The sequence below is a fragment of the Bacteroidota bacterium genome, assembly GCA_018266835.1.
Lineage (GTDB): Bacteria > Bacteroidota > Ignavibacteria > Tepidaquicellales > Tepidaquicellaceae > JAFDZO01.
Genome location: JAFDZP010000006.1, coordinates 198,591 through 216,283, shown reverse-complemented (window position 1 = coordinate 216,283; position 17,693 = coordinate 198,591). Strand labels below are relative to the sequence as shown.

Annotated in this window: 14 protein-coding genes; all 14 read left to right on the top strand. The window is 29.1% G+C overall.

Annotation, left to right across the window (positions count from 1 at the left end; all coding sequences use genetic code 11):
- Positions 1-911: 911 nt before the first annotated feature.
- Positions 912-1,373 (top strand): helix-turn-helix transcriptional regulator, encoded by a 462-nt coding sequence (locus JST55_16565; protein ID MBS1495121.1) that lies wholly within the window; start codon positions 912-914, stop codon positions 1,371-1,373.
- 219 nt (positions 1,374-1,592) lie between these two features.
- Entirely contained in the window at positions 1,593-1,982 is a 390-nt protein-coding gene (locus tag JST55_16560; protein MBS1495120.1) for a TerB family tellurite resistance protein, read from the top strand.
- Between the two features lie 76 nt (positions 1,983-2,058).
- Positions 2,059-2,355: a hypothetical protein gene (locus tag JST55_16555; protein MBS1495119.1), complete on the top strand. Its 297-nt coding sequence runs from the start codon at positions 2,059-2,061 to the stop codon at positions 2,353-2,355.
- 13 nt (positions 2,356-2,368) lie between these two features.
- Positions 2,369-3,814, top strand: a complete 1,446-nt coding sequence (locus JST55_16550) for a hypothetical protein (GenBank protein MBS1495118.1) — start codon at positions 2,369-2,371, stop codon at positions 3,812-3,814.
- Between the two features lie 15 nt (positions 3,815-3,829).
- Positions 3,830-4,291, top strand: a complete 462-nt coding sequence (locus tag JST55_16545; GenBank protein MBS1495117.1) for a hypothetical protein — start codon at positions 3,830-3,832, stop codon at positions 4,289-4,291.
- Positions 4,292-4,312: 21 nt separating this feature from the next.
- Positions 4,313-5,950: a hypothetical protein gene (locus tag JST55_16540; GenBank protein MBS1495116.1), complete on the top strand. Its 1,638-nt coding sequence runs from the start codon at positions 4,313-4,315 to the stop codon at positions 5,948-5,950.
- A gap of 6 nt (positions 5,951-5,956) precedes the next feature.
- On the top strand, positions 5,957-9,574 hold the full coding sequence (locus tag JST55_16535) for a hypothetical protein (GenBank protein MBS1495115.1): 3,618 nt from the start codon (positions 5,957-5,959) through the stop codon (positions 9,572-9,574).
- 6 nt (positions 9,575-9,580) lie between these two features.
- On the top strand, positions 9,581-11,005 hold the full coding sequence (locus JST55_16530) for a hypothetical protein (GenBank protein MBS1495114.1): 1,425 nt from the start codon (positions 9,581-9,583) through the stop codon (positions 11,003-11,005).
- 22 nt (positions 11,006-11,027) lie between these two features.
- Complete coding sequence (locus JST55_16525) at positions 11,028-11,594, top strand: TerD family protein (GenBank protein ID MBS1495113.1); 567 nt, start codon at positions 11,028-11,030, stop codon at positions 11,592-11,594.
- A gap of 17 nt (positions 11,595-11,611) precedes the next feature.
- Positions 11,612-12,262 (top strand): TerD family protein, encoded by a 651-nt coding sequence (locus JST55_16520; protein ID MBS1495112.1) that lies wholly within the window; start codon positions 11,612-11,614, stop codon positions 12,260-12,262.
- 16 nt (positions 12,263-12,278) lie between these two features.
- Complete coding sequence (locus JST55_16515; protein MBS1495111.1) at positions 12,279-13,154, top strand: OmpA family protein; 876 nt, start codon at positions 12,279-12,281, stop codon at positions 13,152-13,154.
- A gap of 62 nt (positions 13,155-13,216) precedes the next feature.
- Positions 13,217-14,191, top strand: coding sequence for a TerC/Alx family metal homeostasis membrane protein (locus JST55_16510; GenBank protein ID MBS1495110.1), 975 nt, complete (start codon positions 13,217-13,219; stop codon positions 14,189-14,191).
- 860 nt (positions 14,192-15,051) lie between these two features.
- A complete protein-coding gene (locus tag JST55_16505) occupies positions 15,052-16,284 on the top strand; it encodes a membrane dipeptidase (protein ID MBS1495109.1) in 1,233 nt (410 codons plus the stop codon).
- Between the two features lie 45 nt (positions 16,285-16,329).
- Complete coding sequence (locus JST55_16500; protein ID MBS1495108.1) at positions 16,330-17,688, top strand: hypothetical protein; 1,359 nt, start codon at positions 16,330-16,332, stop codon at positions 17,686-17,688.
- The last annotated feature ends 5 nt before the right edge of the window (positions 17,689-17,693 follow it).

Below are 17,693 nucleotides of genomic sequence, written 5' to 3'. Positions count from 1 at the left end.
AAGAATGGTGCTTGTGAAGTAATAATTATAAAAATATTATATAGGTCTAAAATTAAATGAGTTAGGGAAAAACTTCCTTAACTCATTTTTTATAATCCAAGTGTTAATAATTAATAAACCTAATAAATTTAATTTTACTTTAAGTGTAATTGATAATTTTAAGTTATCACGTGTTCATGTTTAGATAATTAAAAGTAAATAACCCTTCTTTGATTTGTGTAAAAACACTTATTCTAAAACTAAATTATAAACTTATTGTAAAATATATTATTTATTATATAATATTCAATATTAAGGGTATTATTTACATAAATTTTATAATTGCATTCAAATATTTTAATCAAATTTGTTTTAAGTTTTTATTTATCTGTAGATACTTAGGAATTATTGATAACTTTAAATATACTCTTCAAAAAATTTAATATATCTTCTTTTACTAACCAACAGAGAAAATATAAAAATGTCCAAAAATAACCCAAAAAATACGATATCTGTTTAAATTAATTTGTTTTATTATCGATTTCACCAACAAATGAGTTTTTTTTTCTCAGCACATCCTTATTTATTTTCATATATTTCTCCCATAGTTCCTAACATTACATTTTTTGGAATGTTCAGCCTCATTTTAAGATTATTAGAACACTATTGATCTATAATTTTATACTTCTGAAAAACAATCTCTTTAATATTTAACCGAATTTAAAATAATTTAATTTATACAAGAAAATTAAAATAAAGAAAATTAAAATAGATCTTGGATTTAAACTGTTGGTTTAAAAAATCTCGAAGAAAAAACAAACTTTCGCGTTATTTACTATTAAATTAATACTAACTAAATTTGTATTGATTAATCTTCAAATAAAAATAAAATATACATAGATATCATATTAATTTTTAACCTATTCCTATAAATGAAGCCCCAGCAAATTAATTTAGGTCATTTAATAAAATCATATCGTAGCAATTTACAACTAAGCCAATCTGAATTAGCTCAATTATTAAACATTTCTTCTCAATTATTATATAAATATGAAAATAATTTAAGCCTTCCTTCAGTAAACAGATTTTTTGAAATCGCGGTTTTATTAAATATTCCAATTGAGAAAATTTTAAATGAAACTTATGGTAGGAACAACAATTCGCGTACGGGTTATGATAATAATACGGATTATGATAATAATAAAGAGAAGACTAATTCAATACTTGGTTATAAAATACAAAATGAAGCTAACGTAAAAATTTTCAAAAAATTGAGAAGGAAATTTTCTAAAATAACCTGTCCTGATTTCCAATCTGAATTATTTGAAGCTAACCAAAAATTACTAAGTAAATCTTTAGAAGAACTGAAATACATAAATAAAATTTTAAAATAGACTATAGTTAATTAATAACTAAATACTGTAAATGATTTTTGTCAGAGAAGTTACTTACTAATTTGAATTTTTAAATTGCATGTTTTTTGGAAAATCTCAGTCAAGTAATATTCTTTTCTATTTCGCCAAAATAACTGAAAAATATTTCTAGCTTACCAATTGTTTCGGGTATTGTTAAATAATAAATGTATAAATTTTTTTAACCTTAATCTTATTCTTATGACAAATTTACTCGATTTAAAAAATAAATTAATATCTAATTCTAGTATTGGACTTGATGATGTAAAAGAAATTAGGGAACTAATTTTTGAAGATGGAAAAATTGATTCAGATGAAGCAAATTTTTTATTCTATATAAATAATAAATTCTCTTCAGCAAATAATCATACTTCGTGGTCTGAGTTATTTATTGATGGAATTTGTTCTTTCTTACTTCAAGATGAAAATTCACCGGATAACGTGGATGAAAAAGAAGCAGATTGGCTATTGAAACATATAGAATCAGATGGAAAAATTGATCCAGTTGAAAAAGAACTTTTAAAAACACTTAAAAATCGTTCCAAATCTATTCCGAAAAATCTTGAAGATTATATTAATAAGAATGTGTAAAAATTTTCACTTGTTGTTTTTTTTCGTAGTATTACTAATGACAACCTCTTGTAACCGAGATAGTAAGGAGTCTTTTGTGAGTAATTTTGAAAATTTTGTTACAGAAACTGAAACTAATTTTAAAGAATATACTGAGTCAGATTGGATTAATGCAGATTATACTTTTGATGAATTCACTAATGAACAATATCTTAATTGGAAAGATACAATGAGCCCCTCTGAAAAAAATAAGTTTAATAAACTCGTTGGAAAATATAATGCTTTAAAAATAAAAAAAAATATTGGCGACTTTAAAGAAGACGTTAAAGATATTTATAATCAATCAAAATCTACTTTTGAAGAATTGGTAAACGATTCAACTTTATTAAAGTAAATATATAGTTTAAATGAAGAATGTAAATAATAAAAAATTATATAATCTATTTCTAATTCTATCTGTGGTTTGTGTTTTCTTTATAATTAGTGGTTGTGGTTCGAAATTACCACCAATTGATCAGGCTAAATTGACTGATCTACAAAGTAAATACATTCATCCTATTACGACAGATAGTGTTGATAAAAGAATTGATGTTTATATTGACTATTCATCGGGAATGTACGAAGCTATTAAATCAAATGAACCATTTATGAACGAGCTACTACGTATGGTTAATTTTCCAAGTACTAAATATTATAAAGTTGGAGCATCAAGTCCGGCTGAAGTTGATATCACCACAGCACCATATGTACCTTGGAATTTAAGCAATTATAAAGATCAGATGTCTAAGCTTGATGAACCAATAAATCAGATAATTGAAAATAAAAAAAATAGTTCGGTATTTATCACAGATTTTGAACTTGTGAAAAATCCTGAAAAAATTCTTGAGATAACTCAAAACGGTAAAATTTTTAAATCTCAAATAGATATTTCACCCTGGGCAATTACTCAATTTGAATCATGGCTTTCTGATGGAAATGAAATTGATATATACGCTAAAAAGTTTAGTAGAGATAACTTTTGGGTTTCTCCAAAAGAAAAGCAGGAACAATATGTATATACCATATTATTTACACCGAAAGGGTTAACAAATACAAAAGATAACTCTTCGTTGCAATCAAGAATGTATGAAAGTAATTTCAAAAATATACCTGATGACTTTTACCATTTTTCATTTGCTACTGAAGAATATAACATTAAGCAGGAAAATTATAACAAAGAAAACGGAGGTTTAACAAGTTCTTTAGCTCCCACTCAATTTTTTAACAGTTTCAAAAATAAATATGAATACTATGAGTTAATTAATAAAGATTTATTGGATTTTATTACTAACGAAGATCAAAAGGATAAAAGGCTTATAAAAGGTTTATTATTTGAAAATAATATGACCAATTACCCAGAAGCAAAGTTAAGTTTGAATGTGTACGATGTAACATCAACTTGGAGTGCTTTTTATCAATACACAACTCAGCAGCCACCAGAGATTGAAAAAAACGAGGAAACTGGGGAGAAAAAAATAGTAAAAAACGAACCAATAAAGTTTGATTACCAAACTTCAGAAGTTTTAAATGGGATGTTTGATATCGTTTACAATAAAGAAAATAAACAAGTAGGTTTAAAATTGAGTAAGGACTTTGTCGGGGTAAATAATACTACTTTGTTTCAAGTTGATATAGTAGTGAATAAGGGGAATCTGTTTTTAGATCCTGATATTGAAAAAGTCTTACAATGGAGGGATTCGAGGGGCTTTGATGTGACATCACTTCTTTCAAGTATTAAAGAAGCAATGCAAAGAGTAACTAAAAAAAATAATGCTACGGCTATATATACTTACTATATTTTAATAACTAAATAAAAATAATAATAAAAAGTGAAATCAAGAATCTTTAATGCATTTTACATCTTTTTACTTTTCATAACGACGCAAGTTGTTTCTTCGTGTGGAAAATTAGTATCTGTACGCACGCCGCAAGATCTAGATTCATTATCCATTCAAACATATATCATTGGTGCTATAGTAGGATTAGTTATGGTAATTATTGCTGCTATAATATCTAATGTAATTAAATTTGAAGGAGGTGCAAATCCTAAGGATCCAGGTAAAAGGAGACGTTGGTTTTGGATTTTGATGATAATTAGTTTTAGTAGTTTTTATTTGTACAATAAATTTCTTGTTACGCCTACAATTTCTCCTAATTTGTATAGTAAGTTTCAGACAACAAGTCTTATTGGGTCGGCTATAGCACTTGCTACTTTTTTAATTGTAGGATTTGTAATGAGTAAAATGTTCTCTACTGGTAAAATAGGAAATTGGTTCCCATCAAAAAAATAATAAAACCCAAAATAAGCTAAAATGTCTGATAAATATTTCATAATTGGAATTGGAGGCACAGGAATGAGATGTATTGAAGCATTCACTCATCTATGTGCTATTGGAATGTTTGATAATAAAGAAATCGATATTCTGTCTATTGATACTGATACGAATAACGGAAATAAGGGGAGGAGCGAACAATTAATAGATAGATATATAAGGATTAAAGGGGGGAAACAAGGGAAACCAACTGCTAACTCTTTTTTCACAGCTAAATTAAATTTATATAAATTTGCCCCAGAATATTCGGGGAGTCGATTGACATATGAGTTGATAAGTAATCTTAATGTCGGAAAAGATGAGGTTAAAAGAGAAAACAGGGCATTATCGGATCTCTTTTTCGATAAGGAAGTTCAAGGATTTAATTTAGATCATGGGTATCGTGCACAGACTCATTTAGGTTCACATTTAATGTACCATTGTATTATTGAGGCAGCAAGAAATGTTAAAGATGGCAAAACTCGGAAAGAGGATAGAGAAATTTCTGAGTTTCTTGATAAGATTTATCAAGCCGGAGAAAATGCTCGAGTATTTATTCTTGGATCAGTTTTTGGAGGTACCGGAGCTTCATCAATTCCTATTATTCCTAAAGCACTGCGTGACGCTATTAGAATAAAAGACAAAAATGCTGAGATTCATCCAAAAGCTATGTTTGCATGTAGTCTGTTAACAGAATATTTCAACTTTAATGTACCTGATGGAAATCAAAAAAAAGAACAAAAAATAATAGCAGATTCTAATAATTTTTCAAGAAATAGCCAAGCTGCTTTAATGTTTTATCAAGACGATAAAACCGTAAATTCAACTTATAAGAGGATGTATCATATTGGGTGGCCTAAAAAAATTAATTTTTCTCAAGGGGATAATTCTAATAAAACAATTACCGGAGGAGGAGAACAGAAAAATCCAAGTCATGTTACAGAGTTACTTAGCGCCTGTGCAGTTTATGATTTTTTTAATTTACCACAATCAGATGAACAACAAGAGATTGTATACAAGTCGGCAAATTTCCTTAATAATTCATTTTATTTCGAATTCCAAGATTTTTTAGGAGCTGATAAATCGAAAGAATATATGAATAAGTTAGGTTCATTTATCGCTTTATCACATATAATTCTAAATTCAGAAAAAGGTGCTTTCGTGGGACAAAATGGTACAAGAAATCTAGTAAATCAATTTAAGAAAAATAATATTCCTGATTATATTCACTTGCCAGATGAAGAAACGAAGGATATAGATGATTTTATTAAATCGTTTGCATTTTTTTATGATGATAAAAGTAATGTTATCCCCGGATGGATTTTTCAAGTACGGCAATCTGTTGATGGTCCTTTTTTATTTAATTCTGATTCGTTTAGTATGGAACAAAATAAATTAAAGGAGTTTCACTTTGGAAAATTATTTGATGATGAGGCTCATCAATTTGCAAATCATAAATTTTCAATTAAAGCGAAAGATAGAAATCCATATGAAGCATTTCGAGAAACTATCCAGACAGATACTAAAGTAAGACCTGATTCGCAAAATCAAAAAGTGGAAAGGGATAACGAAAAATTTTTAGCACATACTTATAATACTCTTACTAAATTATTTAATATTATGGGAGATAAGGTATAAAATTTTATGTCAGACAAAAAAAACTTAAAACCAATTGTTATTACTACAAAGGCTTCACAAGCCCCCGGTTCTGAATTTATTTGGAATAAATTGCAGAATAAGGAAGTATTTATAAGCGGAATTGTAACACAGGAAGTCAACATAGAAAATAGTGATGAGCTTAGCAAACTAATTTCTGGTATTCCAACTCCGTTTGCAAGGTCTGCTATGTTTAAGTATGCTATAAATTATGTTGGGCAGAATGATGGTGAGTTAAGTGGTTTAATGGCTTTTTACAAAACACTACAAAATGAATGGAAAGGATTGATTGCATGTATAGCCTTGGATAATCAACCTATTTCAGTGGAAAAAATTTCTTTGCATTATTCAGATAATAAGAATTTAGATGAAACTTCAAATATATATGAACCCAAAGGGGCCTTTGGAAATATGCTGTTTGAAGAAAAAGAAATGTGGTGTGATCAATCTGAACTAGAGGACTCTTCGAAGAAAGTTAATCCATTTATCAATGTAATTAGATATAATGGGATTGTTATCGGGGCTACATCTCCTGAATCATTGTTATTTACAGCGCCAGTATACAATATTAATATCAATAAAGGATTTTATAGCCAATTAACAAAGAAGTTTACCGATCCGTTGAAAAGTAATTTATCTTTTGAAGATGTAGAAAAATTATATGTATATGTAAAGCATATTGAAAATTCTATTGATAACTACAGAAATCAGTTTATTAAGTTAAAGCCTGATGTAATGCGAATTTCAGTTTTTCTTAATAATTGGTTAACAGAAATAAAACAATATGCAGCAAGTAAGGAATATAAAATCGATGAAAATGCCGTTGTACCTAACTTGAATAAATTTAAAGCTCCTTTTGATAGATTATTCAATTATCAAACAACTCTCTTTGGAAAAAACGGAATAATATATTCAAATTTAAATTCAGCAGAAATAGAAGGGGCTATAGAAGTGGAACTGGGAGAGCTTCTTCTTGATCCTGATTCAGCCACAGTAGCAGAAATTATTTTTGATTATCCTTCCGATGTTAATTTAACAGGTGTACACATGTTAAAAGCATATTCTGATAAGGGTGATAAGTATTTTACATTACCCCTTTCAGAAAAAGGTCTTATGATTTTTCAAGACGAAATTGAAGGCTTATTGCAAATTGGAGGAAATGTAAAATCTCAGTTATCTGCTGTTTATGAAATGTCTAACAAAAGCCTGCAAATAACTTTACAAGTTGATGTAAATGGAAATACAACATCGTTTACAAAAAATTATCAAAATCCAATTAAAATAAATGGTCAAAAAATAATTTGTTGGCCGGATTTTGTTTCTAAAATATGGAACAAATACTATCTTTATTCTGAAATACCTCATAACAATACTGATATAAAGGCATTTCCATTACGAGCAAATAAAAATGATTTTTCTTTGCAAACTATTATCACTGATGGAAGCTATCGTTTTAAAAAAATTGCAGTTAACGGTAAAAAATTACTTAGTAATGACAATGCTGAATTACTAATAGAATATGATGTTAATAAATTAGGATCGACGGATTTAAAGTATGAGATATATGAGAGTAATGATCCTTATAAAGGAGTTGAGTTTCAAATTAATAATAAACTAGCGGGATACTTAGTATTTAAAAATATTACCTCTGGGAATCCTAATTCCTTAAAAGATTATCGTTCTCTTAAAACTACTCTTAATCCAGCTCGTGTCGGTTTTGACTTCGGAAGTAACAATACTTGTATCAGCTTTGCAGAGCAAGGTGGTCAACCAGCCTTAATTAAATTTAAAAATAGAAGAAGATTTCTATTAGGTATTGATTCTCCAAGTAATACAAAACTAGCAGCGATGCCTAATGAAGTTTTTTTCTTTCAAAATGAAGAAATTCAAAGTAATCAGATTAAATCAATGGTTATGATTCATGATGAAAGAAGAGTAAAGCAAATCGAAGAAGATCCGAAAATTATTCTTAAGCGTGAAGTAAAAGGCGGCTTTCCGGTATTCGAAAAAAATATACCAGTAGAAGCAAGTGCTGAAACTACTTATACTTTGAAATTTGATAACCAACCCAGTCATATTAAATTTAATATGAAATGGAGTAGCGATGAAAAAGAAAACGCATATAAACAAGGTCTGCTTAAGTTACTTTGGTTGAAAACATATGCAGAATTATTAGATATTGAGAAATTTCCTGAATCACTAGTATGGGCTTATCCATCATCAATGAATAAGCAAATTCTACTAAAATATGGAATTTTATGGAATGAAGTTGGACAAGTTAATCCTCTCAAATCAATTGATAATTCAGGTGTTCAATATAATAATGCAAAAGTCGCCCAATTTTCCGGTTCATTTGAGCAAGTTTCGAGTCTGAATACTGGTTTCGGAGGTAGTTTTACCTCTTCTCCATTTAAAAGCGCTAATGGTTTTGGTTCAGGTCAAGGTAATTTAAATAACTTAGACTTGAAAGCTGAAACTGAAGCTGCCTCTGTCTGTAAGCATGCCTTGGGAGTTGGATTTCAAACTGGAGGAACTGGTTTAATAATTGGTTTTGATGTTGGTGGTTCAACAACAGATATTCTCTGCATTTCTACAAAAAAGGATAGAAATTCCAAAATTCCTGATGATTTTAAAGATACTTTAATTAAGCAAAGTTCAATAAAATTTGCGGCAGGAAGATTGGCAGATTCAACAAGTAAGTCCAAAAAATTTCAAGACGTGTTAAAATCTTTTTGTCGCAAAAAAGATTTGCATATTCATGGAATAACTGTTCCACCTGAAAGATTAAACAACAATACCTCTACATATTACTATAATTTAATAGTTGACTATCTTACTAATGAAGAGGATTTAAATGAATTTTATCAAAACTTGGCAGCTGATTGTCCGGAATTATTTACAGTGAATTCTTTTATGACGGGATTAATTATGTTTTATGCAGGTCAATTAGCATATAAAATAAAAACGACAAGAGATGAAAATCCTGCTGATTACTTGGCTTCATTTGATCAAATTATGATTGGTTGTTTTGGAAAAGGTGGCAGAATGTTTGATTGGTTAAGGGCAATGAATACGCAAGCAGCAAAGAGTTATTATGAAACTTGCTTCATTGCGGGTTATGGAAATAAGGCTTTAGAAGATATAAAATATTTCGAAATAAGATACTCCGATTCAAAGTATGTTAAAGCGGAAGTTTCATTCGGACTTTCAAGATATAATGACATTCACACTACATCTGAACAAATTAGTGAGCTAATTGGTGAAGAAGGATATGCATACAATGGTGCCATAATCGATCAACTAGATTCGGTTGAACCTAATTATATGAAAAATTTTGGAAATCAATTCTCGACACCTAAAGAATTTAAAAGGTTTAGTGAGTTTGCCAAAATCTTTTACAGTTTTAGTAAAGAGTACTTTGGATTTAATTTACCTACAATTGAGCAGGACATAAATAATATGCGACTTAAAGCATATATTGAAAATATTCCTGAATTTCAATTAGCCAAACGTTCACAAGAATTTGATTTTGAAACACCGGTTATTATTTTGGAAAGTATGTGCTTTTTAGATACAATCCTTACTCCTAAATTATTTGGAAATTAAGTTAGAATGAATACTGCGTTAACTATTACATTTTTTGAAGATTATTTTATTTGCTCAATTAATCCAAATGAGAATTTATGGGAAATCTTACAAATTAACGGTACAGATAAAAATTTATTATATTTTTATCTAAGTAGTAATAAAATAATAAATGATGATTCAGCAAAGGAAAGATATGAAGCAAACGATAAAATGGTTTTTGGTAATTTCTACGACTTAATTTCTAACAACAAAAAGACTTTTAATAGGTTTGATTACGAATGGTCTTCTATTGATTTACTAAGTGACATTTTAGAACAGATTAAAATGAATTTCAGAAATAGAATGAGTGTTTTTAGTGACTTTGATGAAGATACAAAAATATTATTGAACATTTCCTTTGTGCCGGGTATCGATTATAAAGTAAAAGAAATTATAAAAAATTATTTTGAAAATAACGATTTTGTTGTCCGTGAAATAGATTATTATGAAGCTTTTCTTGCGATTCTTGTGAAGAAAGGAATGATACCCAATAAAGTCAATTTATCACTTGTTGAAACTTACTTTGGCGATTTATACCTAAATTATATTGAATACAGCAATCAAATACTAAAAAAGCAAAGCGAAGTACTTATTGGAAAAGGTGTGGATCACAGAGTAGGAGATTTATCAAGACTTTTAGTTGTAACTGCTGCCAAGAAAGTATACTCCAGGATACTTGGAGATGAGATGTTATTGGAAAATGAAATAAAAAAATTTCATGTTAAGGCAAGGTCATATTTGAATGATTTTTATTACAATGAGCTGGATAAAATAATTGAGTTAACTGATTCTCCTTCTACAAGAGTCATTATTGATTTACGTGATCTTGAAAATATGTCCTCTGCCACTTTTCTTTTTATTAAAAATAAATTCGAATTATTCATTTCAAAGTATTCAAATCTGGCCAGAACAGAAAAAATAATATTGAATGGGGATGTTCTCTCATCAAAAGAATTTGTGCTGTTTTTTGAAAAAAACTATGGTGCAAGTAAAGTTGTTAAGCCATACTCTAATTTTTCTCAACTTCTGTCTAAAGGAATATTTGAAATCGCTCCCAAAACAGAATACCAAGCAGGAAGTGATACATCTTCAACAGAGATCGAAATAAAGATAAAAGTTTCATCAGGTTCAAAAGAAACTGAAACAATTGTTTCCATACCAGCAATGCCACCGTTACCAAAAACTATTAAAACTGATAATTCTAAAAATCCTCGTATTGCTCCTCCACCGTTACCTAACAATATCAAAGCAGTTAAGGATTTGAAATCTAATAGCGTTAAGAAAATACTTCCTCCACCATTAAATATTCCCAAGAAAGAAGAGAAGGTAATTTCTAATAATGAAATCAAAAAAGTAGTAAATAAAATACCTACAGTTCCACCTTTACCATCAAGTGTAAAAAAAAAATAACTTAAAATTAAGAAAATTTATTATGGCAATTATATTAGAAAAGAAAAAACCAATCGATCTTACTAAACAAAATCCGGGACTACGCAATATAGTTGCAGGTCTGGGGTGGGATTCAAAAGAAATAAATGGACAACCAGTAGATTGTGATGTTTCATTATTCATGCTTGGCGAAAACAATAAAATTCCTGGTGAAGGTTTTTTTGTTTTCTATAATAATCTAAATAGTGAGGATAATTCAATTAATCATATGGGAGATAATCGCGATGGAGATGGAGATGGTGATGATGAAGTTATCAATATTGATTTATCAAAGGTTGATGAGAAAATTGTACAAATATTATTTACGGTAACTATATATGAATCCGAAGCACGAGGTCATAATTTTGGTAATGTTAACAATGCTTTTATACGAATATATAATAAATTAAACGGCGCTGAAATATGCAGATTTTCATTGACCGAACAGTATTCTGATTCTGATTCATTATTAATTGGAAGATTGTATCGTTCAGAAAAAGAATGGAATTTCGAAGCAATGGGAGATGCATTTTCAGGAGGTCTATCTACACTAGTTAATCTTTATAATTAAATATAAATAAAAAAAATATGGGATTTAACTTATCAAAAGGTGAGAGGTTTGACCTCTCCAAAGCAGCACCTGGATTAACAAAAGTAAGAATTGGTTTAGGGTGGGATCCTAATGATCAGCCGGGAGGACCAGATTTTGATTTAGATGTTTCTGCATTTGCCATCGATGATACTTATAAAATTTTATCAGATAGTTATTTTGTCTTTTATGGACAGGTTAAAATGGGAAATGGAATAGAAGATGAACATGAGAAAGGATTGTTTCGACCAATTACTGAAGATAAATCCATTTTAGGGGCAATTGATGATCCAGATGGTAAAAGGAGTGATGGAGACGACGACGAGGATATGATTATTAATTTAAATAAAGTAAATCAAAAAATACAACAAATAATTATTTGTGTTACAATTTGTAAATATCCGCATGATAACAATAAAGACAAACGAACTCTAGATTTAAATTTCGGAATGGTAGACGATTGCTATATACGTATTGTTAATGATTTAACTGGTGAAGAAATTGCAAAGTATCAATTAAAAGAAAAATTTGGAAGTGAAGATGCAATTGAATTCGGTAGGTTATACAGAGCAGGAAGCTCATGGGAATTTGAAGCCATGGGAAGAGGGCATCAAAATAGTCTTCAAACTTTAGTCGATATTTATACTTAAACTTTAATCAATCATTATGTCATTTGATCTCAATAAAAGTGGAAAGGACAATAATAAATTTGACCTTTCCAAATCGAAAAATTCAGATTCTCCTATTCAACAAAATAAATACGAAACTTCTCCTATTAGTCAATCTCCTAAAAAAAAGAGCAGTTTATTTCCTTTAGGAATTTTTGCAATTATATTGATTATAATTGGAGTTTGGTATTTTTCAAATAAAAATAGTTCAGATAAATCAGTGGTAAATAATACAGAAAAACAAAATACTCAGGACAGAAAAAATACTAACGGAGATGAAAATAAAACAGATAAGTTAAATAATGATAAAGAAATCACTTCAAGTAAAAATTCTACTGATTCTAATCTCAACAAAAATAGTTTTAAAGAAAAAGAAGTTAATAATACAAAATCAAACGACACAAAATCAGATAATACAAATTCTAATACTAATGATAAAAATTCTAGTCCTGATTTAAAATCACAAAAAAATAAAGTTGAAAATAAGATAGAGTCAGAAAAAAAATCCAAAGATACTTATACAAAAAGCTCTGATAACTCGAAGAATAAAATTCCTGCGTTCTTTAATAGTAGTTCTTCCTCTCCAATTTCAATAAACCATAGTATAGTGAAAGACATTATATCTCAAATGCAGAAAAATTCATCTTATAAATTAGCTATATATGGATTTTCAAGTAGTGACGGAAAACTTAATATTAATCAATCTTTGTCTGAGAAGAGAGCAATTGTGTTTAAAAAATATTTAGTCCGCAAAGGGATTAAATCAGATAGAATTACTTCTTTTGGTAAAGGAACTGAAAATCCAATTGGTTCAAATGATACACCTGAAGGGAGAGCAAAAAACAGAAGAGTCGAATTAGTATTATCAGAATAATAAAATTTATTACTGAGATAAATTCTTAATATAACTTATTCAATAATTTTATTTAATAAATAATGATAGTTAATCCTTATTTCATTGGAAGCTTTATATTGTTAATATTTATCATGCTTACGCTTGATCTGGGAGTTTTCAATAAGAAAATACATAAGATATCTAACAAGGAAGCAGTTGTTTGGAGTTTTGTATGGATTGGTTTAGCAATGATTTTTGGATTATTCATTTACCTTTTTTTAGGTGTAGAAAAATCATCCGAATTCTATACAGCTTTTTTAATTGAGAAAGCACTATCAGTAGACAATCTATTCGTATTCATTTTAATTTTTAATTTTTTCAAAGTACCAAATGAATACCATCATAAAGTTCTTTATTGGGGTATTTTAGGTGCGATTGTTCTAAGAGCTATTTTCATTTTTTCCGGTGCTCAGATTATTAATTTCACTTATTTACCCGATTTTACTTTGTTTGGTGTATTGATTAAAGAACTTAATATCATTTTAACATTATTTGGTTTGTTTTTAATTTATGCCGGTGTAAAATCAATTGGGGCAGATGATGACGAAGAAAAAGATTTCTCAAATAGTTGGGGTATTAAAATAATAAAAATGTTTTTCTCTGTAAGTGAAAAATACCATGGTAGCAGTTTTTTTACATTCGATAATGGGAAAAGAGTAGCTACATTGTTACTCCTTGTTGTTGGTGTAATTGAAGTTACAGATGTTTTGTTTGCTGTTGATTCGATTCCTGCAATTTTTACTGTTTCCAGAGATCCGTTTATACTTTACTCCTCTAATATATTTGCAATTCTTGGTTTGAGATCATTATATTTTCTATTAGCAAATTTTATGCATTTATTCGCATATTTAAAATATGGCTTAGCTTTTATTTTATCTTTTATCGGGATAAAGATGGTAATTGTACCTGTATTCCATATACCATCGCCAATTTCATTAATTATAGTTGCTATTGCATTAATTATAGCTGTTGTCGCTTCAATTATTTGGAAACCAAAAGAAGCTCAAGTTGAGTAAAGTAAGTTTAATATTTTTTAAATGTTCTTTCTGTATAATAACCTTAAATTAATTTGTTATATTTACTTTTTTCTTTGAATTATAGAAAATTGATTTAAATTTGATGAATTAGCAACTATAAATTCCAATTATTAATATAAATTTTTATTTTTTTTAAAAAAATAATTGAATTGCTTACTTGCCAATAGGTGAGTGTAATTTTTTAATAAATTATGTAATTTCCACTTGACATAATATAAAAAAATAATAATTTTCACTCTCACTTCAACCCTTTGATTTAGAAGGGTAAACAACTAACCGTTGATGGCGAAACGGTAAAAATTTTTTCTTCCTGGCGGATGAAAAATTTTTATGCTTTTTGTATTTCGCTATACCACTAACATAATTCGATACTATAAACTTTAAGATTCATTAAATCCCAAAGTTCGTTCCTAATTTGGAATGAATTTTAATTAATCTTTTCCCCTGAAAGTTTATGAACTCTATTCCGAGTTATTCCTTTGTCGTAAACAATTTTACGATATCAGCCTCTCAATCTAAATACCGAGTGCTCAGTATTTCCTTTACTATTACTACAAGTATTCTATTGCTTGTTGTTTCGCAAATAGGTTTTGCTCAATTCACATATACAAAACCTAACAAACTCTCTAAATTAAGATCTTTACCAACAGCCCTAGGAAAAATCCAATACACAATAAAGCTTCTGATGAATACATCTCATTTGAGACAGTATAAGATGTTTATTCTCTATTTATTGTATCCCTTTTCATTTTCTGCTTCCATCAATGAACATACCAAACTTAAATTCTTCAAATTAAATACAAAAGTTATCTCTTTATTAAAATTAAACAAAAATTCAAATGAATGATAAAGAATTAAAAGCGTTTCATGAGAATTGCAAAATAGTTGATATTCATTGTCACCCAAGTTTAAAGATGCACTTATTTGGGGCGCATTTTATCGAAAGAAATAATCCTGATCATCCTCAAAGAAGTACAGGATTTGATCCTTTCACCACTCAGGTTACTTACCCTAAAATGGTTTCGGGTGGAATGGATGTTATTTTATCGAGCATATACCTTCCTGAATACGGATTTCTTGAGTTTAGTGATACTGTATGCTTGCTAAAACCTTTACTAAGTCTTTTCTTCGATAGAGTGGTTTCCGGAGTTGAAAAAATAGGGGATCCTTCATATGCTTATCTCCAGACTAAGGATATTTTGAAAAATTTTGAAGACCAGGTAAATAAAATTAATGATACATATAAATATATTAGAATTCCGAAAAACGTTGCTGAATTTGAAAATGCTTTAGCAATTGATTCAAAAATAGTTTTGCATTCGATAGAAGGGGGACATAGCCTCGGAAGATTTAATAGCGGATCGGCTCCAATGATAGAAAGAATCGATTCATTTTTAGATGAAGGTGTATGCTTAATGACTGTGGGACACTTTTTTAGAAATGATATTACTGAGTCAGTGATAGGGTTTCCACCATCTATGAGCAATTTGATGAATTTCAAATATAGTTATGATAATGAAAAGGGTTTATACGAGAAGGGTCCTGATGTTATTTCGCATATGTTGGATAAAGGAATGATTGTGGATATGGTTCATTGTACAAGAGAGGCAAGAAAAGAAATATTTAAAATTAACGATGATAGAGGTGATAATAAAAGACCATTGGTTTTTTCCCATACAGGTTTAGAATTTTTCACCTCAATGCATGATATTCAGCTTAATGTTACAGACGATGAAATAAAAAAAATACAAATGTGTAATGGTACAATAGGAATCATCTTTAATAATTATTTATTAACCGGATATGAAGATCCCTCAGGCAGTAATACCCGCTTTGGCATTCAATCAATTGTTGATTCCATCCAACATGTCAAACATGTTACGGGCTCTTATGATAATGTTTCTATAGGAACAGACTTAGACGGATTTACTGATCCGCCCGATGATATTCCTGATATTTTGGACATGCCGAAAATAACGAAGGCATTATTGGAGGTCGGAATAAGCGAAGAAGATATAAGAAAAATTCTTGGTGAAAATGCAATCAGGGTTTTAAGGGAAGGCTGGCGTTAGGTATAAAAATTAAATTCAAATTTATTAATCTAAAAAATATAAATCATGCTCGTAATAATAAGTGATTTACACATCTCGGATGAATCAACCTCTACCAACCCGCACCCTACGGCGTTTAGTAAAGTATTAAAAGAAGAACTTAAAGGGAGAATAAATCAGAGTGGTAAAAATCTTGTTGAATTTCATCTGGTCCTTCTCGGAGACATTTTTGATTTTGTAAGGACAGATTACTGGTATTCAAAAACTACCAATTATATAGAAAGGCCATGGAATGGAGACTTAAGTCGCTACACTGCTATGAATGAAACAGGTATAGTTAAGCAGCATTTTATAAACATATTAAATAGAATATTTGATAGTGATAGTGCCAAAGCACTAAGGAATACTATTCAGGAAATTAATGAACTCATGCCTCTAAAAATAACTTACGTAATTGGTAATCATGATAGAGCAATAAATAATTTCCCGGTATTAGAAAAAATGATTAAAAGCTTTTTCGGAATTGATAATATAACATTCTCAAATTGGGTAATAGACCCTAACTATGGTGTAATAGCCAGGCATGGGCATGAATATGATTCTATTAACCATGGCTTTGAGTTATTCAAAGAAGAATTGAATATCGATGATAATGGAATTAAAAAATTTGATGGAATAGGCAGGTTTTCAGGAAAGGATGCAAAATTCAATGTTTATACAGTACAGACTTTTGGCGAAGTAATTACGGCTGAATTGATGTCAGGTACTGTTTTTCAGGTGGACAAACTAAATCAAAAAGTCTTAACAGATAAAGTTAAAGAGGTCAATAATGTGCGACCTTTAAGTCTTGGCCTGGAATATTTGTCCTTACTTGGAGAAACTGACGAAGTAAAGAACAGTCCTGACCCAGCTACAAAAGATAAGTTAATAAAAATTCTTAAAGGTCAAATATCGGCATTAGTTAATTCAAAATTAGCACAAAAACATAAATATCATCTTTTCAAATTTGCACAGGATCTTCCATTTAGTAGTTTTGAAGGATTACGCGATTGGCTAAACATAGCAAATTTTTTCAGTGATTTATGTGGTTCAAATGGAGAATTCGAAGATGATTTATATAAAGGAGCAATACAAGATGCGAAAAATAATCCAGGAATAAATTATTTCATTTATGGGCATACACATATTGAAAGACAAGACACTTTTAATTCCGATTCTAAAAATAACGTTCAGATGTACGTTAACACTGGAACTTATCTACCATTAATACAAAGAGCGCAAGATGAAAAAGGATTTTATGAGTTAAATCAAATGACGATGACTTTTTTATATAAAGCTGTAGAAGATAGCGAAGGAAATGCTGACGGCAAACCAACTATCGATATCTGGATAGGTAAAAAACATAAAAATTATTTATTAAAATAAAGTTA